General features: G+C 60.4%; 16 protein-coding genes. 1 reads left to right on the top strand and 15 read right to left on the bottom strand.

Going from position 1 to position 16,594, the window contains the following annotated elements:
- Positions 1-67: 67 nt before the first annotated feature.
- The 15 genes from NL64_RS22200 to NL64_RS22140 all read right to left on the bottom strand — a co-directional run bounded on the left by NL64_RS22200 (position 68) and on the right by NL64_RS22140 (position 13,320).
- On the bottom strand, positions 68-1,321 hold the full coding sequence (locus NL64_RS22200) for an NAD(P)/FAD-dependent oxidoreductase (RefSeq protein WP_034150200.1): 1,254 nt from the start codon (positions 1,319-1,321) through the stop codon (positions 68-70).
- The gene (locus NL64_RS22195) at positions 1,318-1,554 is read right to left on the bottom strand and encodes a (2Fe-2S)-binding protein (protein ID WP_034150199.1); all 237 of its coding nucleotides are present in this window, start codon (positions 1,552-1,554) and stop codon (positions 1,318-1,320) included. Before NL64_RS22195 ends, NL64_RS22200 begins: the two co-directional genes overlap by 4 nt.
- Positions 1,547-2,662: an NAD(P)/FAD-dependent oxidoreductase gene (locus NL64_RS22190; protein WP_034150198.1), complete on the bottom strand. Its 1,116-nt coding sequence runs from the start codon at positions 2,660-2,662 to the stop codon at positions 1,547-1,549. Before NL64_RS22190 ends, NL64_RS22195 begins: the two co-directional genes overlap by 8 nt.
- Positions 2,659-3,591, bottom strand: a complete 933-nt coding sequence (locus tag NL64_RS22185) for a 4-hydroxyproline epimerase (protein ID WP_034150197.1) — start codon at positions 3,589-3,591, stop codon at positions 2,659-2,661. Before NL64_RS22185 ends, NL64_RS22190 begins: the two co-directional genes overlap by 4 nt.
- Positions 3,592-3,661: 70 nt before the next feature.
- Positions 3,662-4,069 (bottom strand): hypothetical protein, encoded by a 408-nt coding sequence (locus NL64_RS30175; protein WP_155292774.1) that lies wholly within the window; start codon positions 4,067-4,069, stop codon positions 3,662-3,664.
- Between the two features lie 23 nt (positions 4,070-4,092).
- On the bottom strand, positions 4,093-4,764 hold the full coding sequence (locus NL64_RS22180) for a GntR family transcriptional regulator (protein ID WP_034150196.1): 672 nt from the start codon (positions 4,762-4,764) through the stop codon (positions 4,093-4,095).
- A 92-nt stretch (positions 4,765-4,856) separates the two neighbouring features.
- Positions 4,857-5,618 carry a metallophosphoesterase gene (locus NL64_RS22175; protein WP_034150195.1) on the bottom strand — a complete coding sequence of 254 codons (762 nt, stop codon included), beginning with the start codon at positions 5,616-5,618 and terminating at the stop codon, positions 4,857-4,859.
- A gap of 28 nt (positions 5,619-5,646) precedes the next feature.
- Entirely contained in the window at positions 5,647-6,066 is a 420-nt protein-coding gene (locus NL64_RS22170) for a type II toxin-antitoxin system YafO family toxin (RefSeq protein WP_034150194.1), read from the bottom strand.
- A gap of 6 nt (positions 6,067-6,072) precedes the next feature.
- The gene (locus tag NL64_RS30400) at positions 6,073-6,219 is read right to left on the bottom strand and encodes a hypothetical protein (protein ID WP_172668697.1); all 147 of its coding nucleotides are present in this window, start codon (positions 6,217-6,219) and stop codon (positions 6,073-6,075) included.
- A 439-nt stretch (positions 6,220-6,658) separates the two neighbouring features.
- Positions 6,659-8,131, bottom strand: a complete 1,473-nt coding sequence (locus tag NL64_RS22165) for an aldehyde dehydrogenase family protein (protein WP_034150193.1) — start codon at positions 8,129-8,131, stop codon at positions 6,659-6,661.
- On the bottom strand, positions 8,124-8,951 hold the full coding sequence (locus NL64_RS22160) for an ABC transporter permease (protein WP_034150364.1): 828 nt from the start codon (positions 8,949-8,951) through the stop codon (positions 8,124-8,126). Before NL64_RS22160 ends, NL64_RS22165 begins: the two co-directional genes overlap by 8 nt.
- Before the next feature lies 1 nt (position 8,952).
- Positions 8,953-9,870 (bottom strand): ABC transporter permease, encoded by a 918-nt coding sequence (locus NL64_RS22155; protein ID WP_034150192.1) that lies wholly within the window; start codon positions 9,868-9,870, stop codon positions 8,953-8,955.
- A 30-nt stretch (positions 9,871-9,900) separates the two neighbouring features.
- Positions 9,901-11,043 (bottom strand): ABC transporter substrate-binding protein, encoded by a 1,143-nt coding sequence (locus NL64_RS22150; protein ID WP_034150191.1) that lies wholly within the window; start codon positions 11,041-11,043, stop codon positions 9,901-9,903.
- 39 nt (positions 11,044-11,082) lie between these two features.
- Positions 11,083-12,198 (bottom strand): ABC transporter ATP-binding protein, encoded by a 1,116-nt coding sequence (locus NL64_RS22145; protein WP_034150190.1) that lies wholly within the window; start codon positions 12,196-12,198, stop codon positions 11,083-11,085.
- Positions 12,199-12,492: 294 nt separating this feature from the next.
- Positions 12,493-13,320 (bottom strand): response regulator transcription factor, encoded by an 828-nt coding sequence (locus NL64_RS22140; RefSeq protein ID WP_034150189.1) that lies wholly within the window; start codon positions 13,318-13,320, stop codon positions 12,493-12,495.
- Between the two features lie 389 nt (positions 13,321-13,709).
- Between NL64_RS22140 and NL64_RS22135 the strand changes: the two genes are divergently transcribed.
- Positions 13,710-16,283, top strand: a complete 2,574-nt coding sequence (locus tag NL64_RS22135; RefSeq protein ID WP_034150188.1) for a sensor domain-containing protein — start codon at positions 13,710-13,712, stop codon at positions 16,281-16,283.
- Positions 16,284-16,594: the final 311 nt, after the last annotated feature.

Raw genomic sequence — 16,594 nt, 5'->3', positions numbered from 1 at the left:
GGGGCCTGATGGCGACCCCCGGGATCATAGTGGCTCGGCAGCGTGGCCGAAACCCCTGACGCAATCATCACACGGGCGGGGTGTCGTCCAGGCACATCAAGGTTTCGATGCGCGCCGGGCTGAAGGGCGGACGCGGCGCCGAGGGTTGCCAGCCAAACAGATGCTCCACCGCACCGCCACAGACACGGCCCTGACAGGCGCCCATGCCACAGCGGCTGGACAGTTTGGCTGCGCGCCAGTCCGAGTGCCCGGCGAGCGCCGAGTAGGGTACGTCTTCGCAGCGACAAACCAGAGTGTCATGACGGGCCAGGGTTTTGAGTCGCGAGTCGAGGGCGAAGGCTTTATTCAGTGCCCTGGAAAAACCCTGCCAGCGTGCCCGGCGCGGCCACAATTGGCGGGCTGATTCGACATCGCCAACGGCGGCGTGGCCGGCAATCGCGCCTTCTACCAAGGCCAGTTCACTGCCGCCGAAACCGGTGCATTCACCCGCTGCGTAATGATCGACGCGACTGGCCTGCCAGGCATCCACCGCCAGCGCTTGTCCTTCAACGGCGTAACCCAATGCCTGGCCCAATTGAATGTTCGGAATCAGGCTGAAACCGCAGGCCAGTCGATCACATTCCAGTTCAACGATTTTGCCCTGCTGTTGCAGGCGTACGCCTTCAAGCCGATCCGTGCCGAGGGCAGCCAGCACGTGAGTGGCGGCGCGGTAATTGCGATCGAACAGACTGAACGATTGCAGCCATTTACCAGGCCAGCGCGGCAGTTGCGCGGCGAAACCGACAATAGCGGTGAGCGAGGCTTGCTCGGCGATGCGTTGTATTTTTGCGCCGTGCTTTTTTGCAGTGGCGGCGCTGGCCAATAGCAGCGGCCCGCTGCCGGCGATCACCACGCGTTCATCCTGCACCGGTAGTCCGGCCTTGATCAGCGCCTGCAAGCCGCCGGCCCCGGTGACACCCGGCAGCGTCCAGCCGGGGAAGGGCAGCAGCAACTCGCGGGCACCGGTGCACAGGATCAATTTGTCGTAGCTGATCAGCCAGCCTCGATCCTCATCTTCGACCAGCAGCTGTTTCGGGCCTGGATTGGCGATCACCCGGGTGCCGGTGTGGTGGCGGATGTTGTTGTGTGACTGCACACGCTCGCGCATCTGAAGGGCCTGAGTCGGCACGCTGGCCTGCGGACCGTCGCGCCAGATTTGTCCGCCCGCCAGTGGGTTGTCGTCTAGCATGACAATACGTGCACCGCTCGGCGCGGCGGCCAGTGCGGCGGCCATGCCTGCGGGGCCGGCACCGATGATCAACAGATCGGCGTATTCGTTCATGGGCGTGTCTCCACCTGCATGCCGTCTCGGCAGAGGGTTTGGCAGGCCAGCCGACGTCGACCGTCGATGGTCACCCGGCATTCCTGGCAAATGCCCATACCGCACAGCGGTGCGCGGCGTTGACCACTGACCGACGTGCGCGCGCAACCGTCACTGCCCAAGGCCAGGGCAGCGGCGACGCTGGTGCCTTCGGCGACTCGCAAGGCACGGCCGTCCAGCATCAAGTCAGGCATAGGCGGGTTCTCCGAGAAAACGTTGGGGCAGATAGGGTTGCGCGGCCAGTGGCGGGGTTTCGTTGAACAGTTGCGCCACCAGCAGGTCGGCGGTGCCAGGGGCGGTGGTTACGCCCAGTCCTTCGTGACCGACCGCCAGCCACAAGCCTTGGCGTTGCGGGTGCTGACCCACCAGCGGCAAGCCATCGGGGCTGGCGGCGCGAAACCCGGTCCAGGCGCGGATGCCATTGAGCCGGGCCAGCCCCGGCATGTATTCGGCGGCGCGCTTGAGCATTTTCGCCAGCATCCAGCCTTCGACCTGCGGGTCGGTGGTGCCGAATTGCCGCGAGGCGCCAATGAACAATTGCCCGGTCGGACGCGGCTGAATATTGCAAGCCGTCGAAGGGCCTTTGGCGTTGTGGGCACTGGTGACGTAACCCAGTTCCACCAGGGTATGAGTGACGGTGGCGGGGTAGCGATCGGTGATCAGCAAGTGACCTTTTTTCGGCTCGATGGGCAGCTCCGGGCACAGTTCAGTCGCCTGAATACCGTTGGCCAGCACCACGGCTTCGGCGCTCAACCATTGGCCATCATCGAGTCGCACGCGGTTGCCATCGACCTCGCTGACCCGCGCCCGGCGCTGTCGGATGTTCGGTGTGTCGAGCATCCAGTTGGCCGTTGCGGGCGCATACAGAATGCCGTCGCCATTGATCAGCAGACCGCCTTCAAGGCCTTCACGCAGCTCCGGTTCACGCTGGCGCAAGGCACTGGCACTGACCAGTTCACACACCTCGCCCTGGGCTTTCAGGTTGAGGTATTTGCTGTGGGCGACCGCCATTTCCTCGGCGTTAGCCGCCAGCCACAGCGTGCCGTTGTTGCGATAGGCGCAGCCGTCGGGCAAGTCCGGCCCAAGCTCGCGCCAACGTTGCAGGGAATACTGACTCAGGGCCAGCTCCGCCGGGTTGTCGTCGAGCACCAGCAGGTGCCCCATGCCTGCCGCCGTGGCGCCGTGCAGGCCGGCGTCGAGCACCAGCACTTGCAAGCCGCGACGCGCCAGCGCCTGGGCGCACGCCGCGCCGATGATACCGGCACCGATCACGATGACATCGGCGGCCAGGCCCTGATTCATGGGCGGATTCCCCAGGCGAACGGGTCGTCCTGTTCGATGATCAGACTCGCTTCGGCACTGATGAACGCACGGCCACGAATGGTCGGTACGATGCGCTCGCCTTGCCATTCGAAGGAGCCTTCGAACTCGCTGCCGATGACACTCGCCTGACGCCAGATCTGCCCGGGCTGCAACTTGTCGTCGGCCGCCAGGCAGGCCAGTTTGGCGCTGGTGCCGGTGCCACAAGGTGAACGGTCGTAGGCTTTGCCGGGGCACAGGACGAAGTTGCGGCTGTCAGCCTGAACGTCATCGGCGAACAGCTCGACGTGGTCGATCAGTCCGCCGTCTTCGCCACGAATCCCCTGGGTTTCCAGCGCTTGCTGCACGGCGTAGGTGTAAGCGGTCAGCGCGTCAAGGTTGTCGCCGGCCACTCGCAGGCCATGATCGGCGATCAGGAAAAACCAGTTCCCGCCCCAGGCGACATCGCCTGTCACCTGACCGATGCCGGGCACCTGCAATTGCAGCGCCTTGCGATAACGGTAGGCCGGCACGTTGCGCACGCTCACCGAATGATCGTCGTGCAGGGTGGCTTGTACCGTGCCAACCGGCGTCTCGATGCTGTGCACGCCGGGCCCGATTTTGCCCAAATGGGCTAGCGAGGCCACCAGGCCGATAGTGCCGTGGCCACACATGCCCAGGTAACCGCTGTTGTTGAAGAAAATCACCCCGGCGCAGGCGCTCGGGTCAACCGGTTCGCAGAGCAGGGCGCCCACCAGCACGTCGCTGCCCCGTGGTTCGAGCACACAGGCGGCGCGCCATTGGTCATGTTGCTCGGCCAGGATTTTGCGCCGTTCGGCCATGCTGCCGTTGCCCAGATCAGGAAAGCCGGCGGTCACCAGACGGGTCGGTTCGCCGCCGGTATGCGAGTCGATCACGGAGATGCGTTTCATGGGAGGGCCACGTCCATTCGGTTGAGTGAATGAAAGAGTGGCCCGTCAGACGGGTGGCGGCTTGATGGATTTAACCGGTGCCGATGACGAAATCAGCACAGGGGTTTGAAGTGGCCGCAATACTTGGGTACCCCACAAAACCTGTAGGAGCTGGCTTGCCAGCGATGAGGCCGGTACAGCCATCTTCAATATCGCCTGACACACCGCGATCGCTGGCGAGCCAGCTCCCACAGGGATTTGTGCTGGCCGCAATATTTGAGTATTGCTTGAAACCTGTGGGAGCTGGCTGGCCAGCGATGAGGCCGGTACAACCACCTTCAATATCGCCTGACACACCGCCATCGCTGGCGAGCCAGCTCCCACAGGGATTTGTGCTGACCGCAATATTTGAGTATTGCTTGAAACCTGTAGGAGCTGCCGCAGGCTGCGATCTTTTGATTTCAAAAAACAAGATCAAAAGATCGCAGCCTCGTTGCACTCGACAGCTCCTACAGGAAGCGGTCAGTGGGCGTGGGGCAGGTGTTTGAACAGGGTTTCGCAAACCCCGGCAATGTGCTCGTCCAACAGCTTCACCGCCAGGTCCACGTCGCCGGCACGACAGGCCGCGAGGATTTCGCGGTGCTCATGATCGGCGCGTTCCTTGCCGGCCGACAGGCTCATCTGCATGCGCAAATAGCGCTCCAGCTTGTCGTTGACCGAACGAATCAGGCTCACCAGAAACGGCCGTTGCGCCGGTTCGTAGAGGCAGGAATGCAGTTCCCAGTTGAGCTCGGCCCAGCGACCCACATCGTCCTCGCCGATGAATTCCTGGCAGATCCGCTCGGCGCGGGCGAAGGTTTCTTCGGTCATGTTGGGAATCGCCAGGCGCAACACCTTGTCTTCCAGCAACATGCGCACTTCAAACATCTGCGCCAATTCTGCATCGGAAATCCGCGTGACCATTGCCCCACGATTGCGCTGAAACATCACCAGCCCTTCGGCCTCGAGCCGCTTGAGGGCTTCGCGCACCGGAATCTTGCTGACGTTGAACTGGCGGGCAATATCGTCCTGACGGATCGGCTCATCCTCGGCAAAATGCCCGGCGACGATCGCGTCCCGCAGATGACGAGTAATGATTTCCGAAGTCGAAGGCGTGTTGCCAAGGTCGGGAGCGTTGAATTTGGGTAGGTTCACGGCGGCGGTCGTTTCGAGTGAGATGGCGATAGGGTATACGAAATTCGTTAGCCGATCTGCGTCGCTTCGTCCGGGGCGTTGGAGCCGTGACCTTACAAATCAATCACCAAGGCGCCGTCAAACCGGGGATTTTCATTCACGCCATTTTTCGCATAGCCCCGGGCATTACAAATGACCCGGGTATCGCCCACGCGATAGTCGAAGCTGCCGTGGGTATGACCATGTAGCCAAAGTGCCGGCTGCCAGTGTCTGATTCGTTCTTCGAGGTCGGAAACAAAACTCGAGTTGATCGGTGAGCGTTCGAACATTGGGCTGATGCTCGAGCGCGTCGGTGCGAAATGCGACACCACCACCGTGGGCGTGTGGCTGTCACGGGTGCAGCAGTCTTCCAGCCAGGCGACTGTCTGTAGAAAAATCAGTTGGGAAACGGCCGGAGTGAACAGGTCTGGAAAATCCGGCGAGATTTTTATGTGGGTAAAGTCGCGAATGAGCTGCGTCGCCAGATCAATTCCCTGTGCTCGATCCTCCTGCGCCTCGAAAAGACGATAGTCAGACCACAGGGTGCAACCCAAAAACCGCACGCCGTTGTACACATACTCCGACCGCTCCAGCACGTGGATCTGCGTGCCTTGCGACAACCTGTTCAACTCATCGTAAGTCGAGATCAAGTCACTGCCATAAAACTCATGATTGCCCGCCACGTACACAATCGGAGCAGGGCATGACCTGGCCCACTCAATGGCCCTGGCCGGCCGGGAAATGTCCCCCGCGAGCACGACAACATCGGCGTCAACATCGGGAAAGGGTATCGCGTTGACGGACAAGTGGATGTCTGAGAGCAAGGCGATGCGCATTGGATAAATCCTGTGAGTTACATCTCAACTAAAAGTCGTCTAGATCGGGATAACTCAGTTTGCCCACTATCCAGAGGCTGACAATGTCGCTGTGCATTGTGCGTAAAAACGATGACCATTCGCTTCGATTATGCGCATCCGGTCCGATGACCGTAAGCAGTAGATATTCATCTCTAAAATAGTCATAGGCGTAAATCAGCCAGAAGTCACTCTCCGGGTCGTTCATTTTTGCGGTGCGGTAATACTGCTGGCTGATCCTGGACCAACGGATTTGGGTCTCTTGCGAGCTTGCGAGGTGGACATGAAATATGTCGCATAAATCGAGCTTTTCGTCCCGGCCGAAAATTGTAGGCAATTCACCGCACACTTTGTAGTTATAAAAGTGTGCTGCAAAGTTTCGCCAATTTTTTATTTTCTGAAAAAGCGCAGAGATTTTAACTGCCGGCATCCAGGCCTACTTTGTAACAGGCAGCTTGCCAGTGATCACAAAGGTATCGAACACTTTCTGCCCATCACGCGCGGCTTGCCTGACATCAAGGAATGTCAGCTCGTGCTCAACAACCTTTTTGTTGGGTTTGTCGGTTTTTTTTGTGGTGGCCATCGGAGCCTCCGAGGGATGTGTGTTCATGCTGACCAGCTTATGTGATTAATCGAAGACGGGCAAACGGCGGCCGCCGTGAACAGGGGCTTGCGCGGCTGCCCCATTGAGGTTTCATCGCAATATGGCCCCAAGAGCGGCCCAATGGGAGGTCAAAACTCGAGCCATGTATGCGTGAATCGGACTATAGAGGGCGAGCCATAAACACAGCAATGCTATCGACTACGGACAATTCCTGTTGTCCTGTAAGACGTTGCTTTTTTACGGGTTGGATAGCATCGAAGAGCAGAACGCCCGCGCAGAACAACATGCGATCACCACCGCCGCCGGTTGCTGATTGGACTGGCGGCGAAGACCTGTAGGAGCCGGCTTGCTGGCGATAGCGGTTTGTCTGATGACAGCAATGTCGATTGATACGCCGCCATCGCCAGCAAGCCGATTCCTACTTCAGGTACCAGCCCCACGGCTGATCACTGACGTACTCGGTGACCTGCTTGACCTCCAGGTAGTTATGCAACCCCCATTGGCCCAGCTCACGGCCGATCCCGCTGTGTTTCATGCCGCCCCACGGGGCTTCGACGAAGGTCGGTTGTGAGCAGTTGACCCAGACAATCCCGGCGCGCAACTGGTTGGCGACGCGTGCGGTGCGTTGCAAGTCGGCGCTCATCACCGCGGCGGCGAGCCCGAAGCGGCTGGCGTTGGCCATTTGCACGGCTTGTTCTTCGGTCTTGAAACGCTTGATGCACAACACCGGGCCGAACACTTCTTCGCGCCAGAGGATGCTGCTGTGGCCGGGTTCGTCGAAGATCGCCGGTTCGACGAAGTATCCCTGTGGCAAGTGCGCCGGTCGCCGCCCTCCGGTGAGCAGGCGCGCGCCGCTGGCAAGGCCCTGATCGATGAAACCGAGCACCTTGTCGTACTGGCCTTGGCTGACCAAAGGCCCCAGCAGAACACCGGTCTCCATGCCTGGACCAATGCTGATCTTGCGGGTTTCTTCCACCAGTCTTTCGATCAAGCGCGGGGCGATGCTTTCCTGCACCAGCAGACGCGAGGTGGCGCTGCACACCTGGCCCTGGTTCCAGAAAATCCCGAACAGAATCCATTCCACGGCAGCTTCGACATCGGCATCGTCGAACACAATGAACGCGGATTTTCCGCCCAGTTCGAGGCTGATGTTCTTGATGTCGCGGGCCGCCGCCGACATGATTTTCGCCCCGGTGGGCACGCTGCCGGTGAAGGCCAGTTTGTCCACGCCGGGGTGCTCGGTCAGCGGGCTGCCGGCGTCGGCACCCAGACCGGTGATCACGTTCAAGACCCCGGCGGGCAGGCCGATGCGGTCAGCCGCAGCGGCCAGTTCCAAGGCCGTCAACGGCGTCAGCTCGGACGGCTTCAACACCACCGTGGCCCCGGCCGCCAGTGCCGGCGCGACTTTCCACGCGGCCATCAGCAGCGGGTAATTCCACGGGATGATTTGTCCGGCCACGCCAATCGGTTCGTGGCGGATGCGGCAACGAAAACGCTCGTCCGGCAACGCCAATGCCTGGTCCTGTTGCTGATCCAGCTCACGGGCCAAACCTGCGTAGTAGCGAAAGCAGCCAATCGCATCGCCAATGTCCCACTGCGCTTCGGGCAAGGGTTTGCCGTTGTCGCGCACTTCCAGTTCCGCCAATGCCTGCTGGCCACTTTCCAGTTCATCGGCCAGCGCTTCCAGCCAGTGCGCGCGCTCGGCGCCGCTGGTGCTGCTCCAGCCGTTGTCGAATGCTCGTCGTGCGGCGCGCACCGCATGGTCGACGTCTTCTTCAGTGCCAGCGGCGACGCGCTGAAAAACTTGCTCGGTGGCCGGGTCGATGACGTCCAGATAGCCGCCCAGGTCCGGGCTGACCCACTCGCCATTGATGTATAGCTGATCACGCATGGTGCGACTCCTGGACGCCGGTCTGGCGGTTTTGCAGAGAGCGGGAAGTGAACAACAGTGCCAGCGACACGCAGATGATCACTGTCGAGATCGCGTTGATCTCCGGCGTCACACCGCGGCGGATGGAGGAAAAGATGTAGATCGGCAAGGTCGTTTCGGACCCGGCGACGAAGAACGCGATGATGAAGTCGTCGAAGCTGAAGGTGAACGCCAGCAGGAATCCGGCCATGATCGCCGGGCTGATCTGCGGCAGGGTCACCCGCCAGAAAGTCTGCATCGGCGGCGCGTAGAGGTCAGCCGAGGCTTCCAGCAAGGCTTTGTCCAGCGAATCGACGCGACTGCGCACGATCACCATGACCAGCGCCATGGTGAACAGTGAATGCGCAGCGATCACGGTAAAGAAACCCATGTTCAGTCGCGGCACGCTGGGCATCCAGCTCGCCAGCAGCGGGTTGATCAGGTCGAACAGGCTGATGAAGGCAATCAGCGTCGAGATGCCGATGACGATGCCCGGAACGATGATCGCGCAATAGGTCAGGGCATCGAACAGCAGGCGCACCTTGCGCCCGGCGCGCTGCAAACCGAACACCGCGAGAGTGCCGAACAGCGTCGCCAGCACCGCTGAACAGAAGGCGATGAACGCACTGTGGCCGAGCGCTTCCATGATGAACGGGTTGCCGAAGGCGCGGCCGAACCATTGCACCGAACAGCATTCGAAGGCCAGGCCACTGCGCCCGGCGTTGAAGCTGAACAGAACAATCAGGGCAATCGGCGCGTAGAGAAACAGGTACAGCGAAGTCGAATAGCTGCGCAGCCACATGTCACAGGCCTCCGTCGGCAGGGCGGCCGCCATAGCGCGCCACCAGCTTCAAATACAGGCCGATGATCAGCAACATCATCGCCACCAGGGTCATTGCCAGCGCACTGCCGAAGGGCCAGTTACGCGATTGCAGGAACAGGTCGACCAGCGCGTTGCCGACAAAGAACACCTTTCCGCCACCGAGAATGGCCGGGATCAAAAACTCGCCCATCAGCAGGATGAACACCAGCATCACGCCGGTGATGATCCCCGGCGCGGAGAGCGGCAGGGTGATGCGCCGAAAGCTTTCGAAGGCGCTGGCGCCCAGGTCTGCCGAGGCTTCGAGCAGGCGCTTGTCGAGTTTTTCCAGGCTGACGTAAATCGGGAAGACCATCAGCGGCAAGTAGCCGTAAACGATGCCGATCAGCACCGCCCAGGGCGTGTTGATCAAGCGCACATCTTCCAGGCCAAGGCTGGCCAGCAAGGCCGGAATACCCTTGCCGCTGAGGATGAAAATCCACGCGTAGGTGCGGATCAGGAAACTGGTCCAGAACGGCACGATCACCAAGGTCAGCAGTAGCGAACGGTTCTTGCTGACTTTGACCGCCAAGAAGTAAGCCAGCGGATAAGCCGCCACCAGGCACACCAACGTGCCCAGTGGCGCCAACACCAGCGTGTTGCCGAACGCTGCCGCCCGCGAACCGAGGTTGAGGTAATTGGCCAGCGTGAAGCCCCCGGCATAACCGCCCACGGCGCTGCGTTCGCCGAAGCTGAAGACCAGGATGATCACCAGCGGCATTAACAACAGCAGCAGGAACCACAGGGTCGAAGGCAAGAGCATCAGCAGGGTGATCCGCCGGCCGAGGCTGCGTCGTTGGCGCACCTCGACCGACAGGGCACTGCCCGGCTGCACCGTTTGCGGGTGGGCGGCGGCATTCATGGGGGACTCCTCGTTAGCCATGGCAGGTGATCAGGCGGATTTGAAGCGGGCCATCAGTTCGGCGCGCGCCGGGCTGGTGAGCGTCGCTGCCGCACCGAACTCCAGTGGACTGAGGGCTTCGGCGGCCGGGTACATGATCGGATCGCTGAGCATCGCGGTCGGCAGCAGGGCGTCGACCCGCTTGTCGCCGCTCGGGTAGCCGTGGCTCAACACTTCGAGTTTGTTGTGCTGTGGATCGAGCAGGTAATTGATGAAGGCGTAGGCCGCGTCCTTGTGCTCCGAGTTTTTCGGGATGGCGAAGAAGTCGCTCCACAGTTCGCCACCTTCTTTGCCCAACTCGAACTGCATCTGCGCGTTGTCGCGGTGCAACTGCGAGGCGTCACCGGTCCAGGACATGGCCAGCCAGGCATCGCCGCTGCGCATCGACGGCTGGATATCGGAGTTGATCGCGAACAGGTGCGGCTTGACCTCGATCAGCAGTTTTTCCGCGTCGGCCAATTCTTTCGGGTCCAGGGAGTTGAAGCTGTAGCCGAAGCTTTTCAGGGCGTTGCCGATGGCGGTCAGTTGATAGTCGTGAACCATGGTGCGGCCACTGGCTGGACCTTGGGCGGCGGCCCAGAATTCTTTCCAGCTGGTCGGGCCGTTTTTCAGTTTGCCGGTGTCGTAGAGCATGCCGGTAGTGCCCCAGTTTTTCGGTACCGCGTAGACCTTGCCGTCGACCGTCCCTTGGGCCATGAATTTCTGCTGGAACGCTGAGGCGTCAAAATTGGGAATGCGCGACAGGTCCAGTGGCTCGATCAGGCCCAGGCCGACGTAGGTGCTGATGGTGTAGTTGGTTGGCACCAGCACGTCCCAGCCGCTGCCGCCGGCCTGCAACTTGGCGAGCATTTCTTCGTTCGAACCGAACACGCTCATGGACACCCGCGCGCCGGTGGTCTTGGCAAACGCGTCGAGATTTTCCTGGCTGTGGTAGTTCGGCCAGGTCGCCAGGGACAGGCGATCGCCCAGTTTGGTCTGGTCGGCGGCCTCGGCGGTCGAGGTCAGCAGGCCAGGCATGTTGGTCGCGACTACCGCAGCGGCGATCCCGAGGCCCGTGCGGCCGAGGAAGTCGCGGCGACTGATCGAGCCGTTCTGCCAGCTGCGCAGGGTCTTAATAAAAGTTTTCTGGTCCATAGCACGCTCCCCATCCGGTTGATGAAACGAATCGATGATTTACAAAGCCATGGCCAAGCCATTGGCGTGATCCCAGCCGACGCGCACTGCCGCGCCGTGTTCGAATGCGTTGTCGCCGTGATCCTGCTGGCGCGGCACGCGCACGCAGACCACGCCGAAGGCCTGGGTGCGCACGCGGTATTCGGTCGAGTTGCCCAGGTAAATGCGGTCTTCCACGCAACCGGGCAGCGTCACTTCGCGGGCCATGTCGGCGCTGGCGCCGGCGATGCTGATCAGCTCCGGACGCACCGCGATGCAACCGTCGGCATCCGCACTCAGGGCTTTTCCGGTAGGGGTCAGCGGGCTGTTCAATTCAAGGCCCTGTTCAGTGCGTAGCACCACCGAGTTGCCGTGCAGGTGGCGGACCTTGCCGTTGAACAGATTGGACTCGCCGATAAAGTCAGCCACGTAGCGGCTGGCCGGCGCTTCATAGAGTTGTTCCGGGGTGGCGGTCTGGATGATTGAGCCGTTGTGCATCACGCTGATGCTGTCGCTCATCGACAGCGCTTCTTCCTGATCGTGGGTCACCAGTACAAAGGTGATGCCGACTTCGCGCTGCAAGCGCAGCAGCTCCGATTGCATCTCCTTGCGCAGCTTGCGATCCAGCGCGGCCAGCGGTTCATCGAGTAGCAACACGGTGGGCTTGTTCACCAGCGCACGGGCCAGGGCCACGCGTTGTTGTTGGCCGCCGGAGAGTTCGCTGGGTTTGCGTTGGCCGAAACCGCTGAGACGCACCATCTCCAGGGCTTCATCGGCCATGCGCATCTGTTGTTTTTTGTCGGGGCGCGGCGTGCGATAGCGCAAGCCATAGGCAATGTTCTGCGCCACCGTCAGGTGCGGGAACAGCGCGTAGTGCTGGAACACCATGTTCACCGGCCGCTCGAAGGCGGGCACTCCCGCGACGTTCTTGCCGGCCAGACGCACTTCACCGCTGGTGGGCTGTTCGAAGCCGGCGATCATCCGCAGGGTGGTGGTTTTGCCGCAGCCGGAACCGCCGAGAAAGGAATGGAACGAACCACGCCGCACCGCGAAATTCAAGCCGTTGACGGCCTGCACCTCGCCATAGCGTTTGACCACATTGCAGAATTCGATATCGCTTGGCTGGTTGTCGTTCACGGTCGGCTCCCTTGCAGTGATGAAACAGCGCGTCGGGGGCCAAACTAGCAATGAGGGTTTTGCGGCGTATATATCCCTTGGGGGATAGGAGGGGGCAGATACACAAGATCAAAAGATCGCAGCCTGCGGCAGCTCCTACGGGGGATACGCGTTGGACGCCAACGGTAACACGCCCCGCCTGGATAACTGCGCGACCCACTGTAGGAGCTGTCGAGTGAAACGAGGCTGCGATCTTTTGATTTTTGAAAGCAAAAGCAAAAGATCGCAGCCTGCGGCAGCTCCTACAGATGTGAGTTAGACGATTGCGGTGTTTAAGCTAGAAACCTGCAGCTCATTCTCCGTGAGCTCACGAATAAACAACCCCAACAATTCCGACTGACTGCCAATGCCAAGTTTGGCGTAGATGTTCTTGCGGTGGATCTTCACCGTGCCGGGGCTGATGTTCAGTTGTTCGGCGACCGAGGCGCTGGAGTGGCCGCGTAACAGTAGCTGGACGATTTCCTGCTCGCGCCCGGTCAGGATATGCGCCCCGAAGTGGTCGAAGGCTTCGCGGATCTTGAAGTCCAGGTCTTGTGCCGGGCGCGGTTGCTGGGCTTGACGCAGTCGCCAGGCTTCATTGATGACTTGCTCGACCACCGCTTGCGCGCACTCGACCAGTTGCATTTCGTCACGGCTGAACGCGCAACTGGTGGAGGAGCGCATCAGCGACAGCACTGCGGTAGCGCCGCCGCCGAGGTCGACGAAAAACGCCACTTCTTCGGCGAGGCCGGTTTGCTGGTAGTAGGTCAGGTAGTACTCGCCAAGATAGAAGTGGTCGGGCGCAAATTGTCGCAAACGCCATAGCCCCGGCGCCTGCCCGCGGGTGCAGGCGAGGTAGAAAGGGTCGAGCAGATAAGGCCCGCATTGATAGTCGTCGACATACACCGCGCGCTTGTCCGCCGAGAAGGTGTCGAACAGCGCCAACGGTCGATGGTTGCCTTCGTAGACAAACAGGACGAAATGATCGACCGGGCATACTTGCCGCAACCAGTGACTCAGCCCGGATAACCGCGAATGCCCTGCGGGCAGATCAAGCAGATGGGCGACACCGGTGGTCCAGAGTTTCAGTTCCTTGGGGCGCATGAGAGCTTCAAAGCGGATTGGATGGCGTTTAGATGCACAAAGTACGCCATGGCTCCTCTGGCCTTGCGGGACGGGAAGGGCGACGGCAAATCGTTTAATAAATGCCTCTTTACAGGGCGGTCGTGTTACCGAGTGCTACACGCGTGGTATCAGATTGCCCTGAGCCATGACTTCGTCAGATTGTCACTTCGCGTCTATCCTGAGATGCATGCCGGGTTTTCTCCTTGATCCTGTCGTTCAGCAGGTTAAACCCGCCGTTTAGCGTCAAAACGCCTGAATCAAACGTTGCTTCGATGACAGGTCCCTTCCGGTAATGAGGGGTCTTCTGGCGTACCACGAGCTTTTATGGATGAAAAGCGGTGGTTGAATGGATAAAAGTGGCAACAACCATGAACACGAGAGTCGAACTGACGAGTGGCGAAGAGGCTCAGGATTTTTTTGTACAGACACTGGAGCAGGCGATTGATGCCGTGGTGGTTGTGGATGATCAGGACCTCGTGGTGTTTTTCAATGCGGCGGCCGAGAGATTCTGGGGCTGTTCGCGCAATGAAATGCTCGGCAGTGATATCAACTCCCTGGTGCCGCAGGCCCTTAGCCTGCGCCATGATGGTTTTGTCAGTGTAAACCGCAGTGCAGGCAACAAGATTGCCGGCATCAGCCGGGACGTCCGGATCGTGCGCAACGATGGTCAGGATCGTTGGGGCGTCATGTCCGTTTCGAAAATCGCCTTGCAAGAGCGGACGCTGTACGCGGTGTTCCTCAAGGATGTCACGCAAATGCGTTTGCAAGACATCGAGCATCGTTTGCTATCGATGTCGGTCAATGCCACCAGTTCGGCGACGTGCATCGTCGACACCCATGCACATCTGATCTATGTGAATGAAGGGCTCGTGAATCTGCTGGGCTACACCCGTGAAGAGGTGTTAGGTCAGTCACCGATGATGTTCTTTGTGTCTGACGCCGGGGCAGAGGTCTGCGTAGAACCTGGACTGGCCGCCATTCTGTGTGGTGAACCCCATGAGTTCAGTGCCCTGATCAGTAAACGCAATGGCCAGCGGCTGTGGGTGCATGTGTCCTCCACCCCCGTGTTCGACGCGCAAGGGCAGGTCGAAAACATCGTCATCGTGCTCACCGACATCACTCAGTCCAAGCTGCATGAGGTGCTCCAGGAAAAAGTCATCGGCGCCTTGCTCAAGGAAGAATCCCTGGAGAGTGTGCTGACCTTGCTCTGTCATGAGATCGAGCGCATTGCTCCCGAAGTCATTGTCTCGATCCTCAGCGTGGATTCGGCAGGGATTCTGCATCCCTTGGCCAGTCCTGGCCTGCCTACGGATTACTCGAGGGCTATCGAAGGATTGTCCATCGGCCCGGTGGCGGGCTCTTGCGGCACCGCTGCGTACCGGGGCGAACCGGTGCTGGTGACGGATATCAATCACGACCCGCTCTGGGCCGACTACAAACACCTGGCGCAGAAATCCGGTTTGCAGGCCTGCTGGTCGTTGCCGGTGCGCAATGGTTGCGGGCGAATCGCCGCAACGTTTGCCCTTTATTTCAGGGAAGCCCGTGGGCCCGACCCTTTGCACGCTCATTTGGTGACGGCGGGCACGCACCTGTGCATGTTGGCGCTGGAGCGCGAGGAAGCACGCCAATCCATTCGAAAGATGGCCTTTTACGATGGGCTGACGGGGTTGCCCAATCGCAGTTTCCTGCTTGCCCAGGCGCAACGGAGCCTTCTGGAAATGGCCCGCGAACAGGCCGAGCTTGCGGTGCTGTTCATCGATCTGGACCGGTTCAAGCAAATCAACGATGCGTTGGGGCATGCCTCGGGAGACGAATTACTGCGCGTCATGGCGCAGAGGCTACGCAGCATGCTGCGCGAGTCTGACCTTGTCGGTCGGCTGTCCGGCGATGAGTTCGTGCTGGTGCTGACACGCATGGATTCGACCCAAGTCACGACCTTTCTTGAACGGCTGATGGCGCTGTTGAATCGCCCGTCGACGATTGCCGGCACCTCCGTGGTCGTCTCGGCCAGCGTGGGCATCAGCCTGTTCCCGGCCGATGGCCAAGACATGGAGAGCCTGCTGCATCGCGCCGACATTGCGATGTATCAGGCCAAGCGCACCGAGCGCGGCAGTTTCAGTTTCTTTGTCGAAGAGATGAACAGAATCGCCCAGGACCGATTGGTGATGGAAACGGCGCTGCGCAACGCGCTGGCCAGCGATACCCTGCAATTGTTCTATCAGCCGCAAATCGACCTTAACAGCGGGCGTCTGGTCGGTGTCGAGGCACTGGCGCGCTGGAGGCACCCGACCCTGGGCGATATTTCGCCCTCGCAATTCGTCCCGCTGGCCGAGGAATGCGGGTTGATCAATGAGTTGAGTCAGTGGGTGCTGCAAGAAGCCTGCGAGCAGCTCGCGCAGTGGCGTCAACAAGGGCTGGTGATCCCGTCCCTGTCGATCAACCTGTCGCCGATCAATTTCCATAACCTCAACCTGGCAGAACTGATTGACGACCAACTGCGGCGATATGGCCTGCAACCCAGCGACCTGTGCGTGGAAGTGACCGAGGGCCTGCTGCTGAGCAAAAGTCCGGGCACCGAACAAACCATCCGCGACTTGCATGCGTTGGGGGTGCGTCTGGCCATCGATGATTTCGGCACGGGCTATTCCAGCCTGGGCTATTTGCGGCATCTGCCGATCAGCGAACTGAAGCTCGACAAGAGTTTTGTCGACGACCTGGAATACGACACGTCTTGCCGGGCCTTGAGCGAATCCGTCATCGGAATTGGTAAGGGGCTTTCCTTGCAAGTAGTGGCTGAAGGTATCGAGTGTGCGATCCAGCGAGACATTCTCAAGGCCCAGGGCTACGAGGTCGGGCAGGGCAACTTCTTCTCGATCCCGCTGCCGGGCGAGGCGTTCATGCAGTTCATTCGGCTTCCAGGTCACTCAGCAGCCACTGGCTGAAACTGCGCGCGTTGTTCTCGCGATCACTGAAGATCCTTTGTAGGAGCAAGCTTGCTCGCGATCGCGGACTTACATTCGGCGGGGATGTCGACTGATACACCGTCATCGCGAGCAAGCTTGCTCCTACAGAGGAGCGGGGTGGTTTCGAGTCTTGTGATCGGCAGGTGCGCCGGTGACGCGTGACTACCCCCGCAGGCGGTACACCAGGGCTGAAACTATCGAAGGTCCCTGTAGGAGGAGCAAGCTTGCTCGCGATCGCGGACTGACATTCAGCATTGATGTGGACGGACACACCGTCATCGCGAGCAAGC

It is taken from the genome of Pseudomonas fluorescens (genome assembly GCF_000802965.1).
In the GTDB taxonomy this organism is placed as follows: Bacteria; Pseudomonadota; Gammaproteobacteria; order Pseudomonadales; family Pseudomonadaceae; genus Aquipseudomonas; species Aquipseudomonas fluorescens_A.
Note: the sequence above shows the minus strand (reverse complement) of the source record. Positions and strands in the feature narration are given on the sequence as shown.

Coding starts and splice junctions, on each gene's coding strand:
- NL64_RS22200 (WP_034150200.1), bottom strand. CDS start 1,321: ATGAACGAATACGCCGATCTGTTGATCATCGGTGCCGGCCCCGCAGGC.
- NL64_RS22195 (WP_034150199.1), bottom strand. CDS start 1,554: ATGCCTGACTTGATGCTGGACGGCCGTGCCTTGCGAGTCGCCGAAGGC.
- NL64_RS22190 (WP_034150198.1), bottom strand. CDS start 2,662: ATGAATCAGGGCCTGGCCGCCGATGTCATCGTGATCGGTGCCGGTATC.
- NL64_RS22185 (WP_034150197.1), bottom strand. CDS start 3,591: ATGAAACGCATCTCCGTGATCGACTCGCATACCGGCGGCGAACCGACC.
- NL64_RS22175 (WP_034150195.1), bottom strand. CDS start 5,618: ATGCGCATCGCCTTGCTCTCAGACATCCACTTGTCCGTCAACGCGATA.
- NL64_RS22170 (WP_034150194.1), bottom strand. CDS start 6,066: ATGCCGGCAGTTAAAATCTCTGCGCTTTTTCAGAAAATAAAAAATTGG.
- NL64_RS30400 (WP_172668697.1), bottom strand. CDS start 6,219: ATGGCCACCACAAAAAAAACCGACAAACCCAACAAAAAGGTTGTTGAG.
- NL64_RS22165 (WP_034150193.1), bottom strand. CDS start 8,131: ATGCGTGATCAGCTATACATCAATGGCGAGTGGGTCAGCCCGGACCTG.
- NL64_RS22160 (WP_034150364.1), bottom strand. CDS start 8,951: ATGTGGCTGCGCAGCTATTCGACTTCGCTGTACCTGTTTCTCTACGCG.
- NL64_RS22155 (WP_034150192.1), bottom strand. CDS start 9,870: ATGAATGCCGCCGCCCACCCGCAAACGGTGCAGCCGGGCAGTGCCCTG.
- NL64_RS22150 (WP_034150191.1), bottom strand. CDS start 11,043: ATGGACCAGAAAACTTTTATTAAGACCCTGCGCAGCTGGCAGAACGGC.
- NL64_RS22140 (WP_034150189.1), bottom strand. CDS start 13,320: ATGCGCCCCAAGGAACTGAAACTCTGGACCACCGGTGTCGCCCATCTG.
- NL64_RS22135 (WP_034150188.1), top strand. CDS start 13,710: ATGAACACGAGAGTCGAACTGACGAGTGGCGAAGAGGCTCAGGATTTT.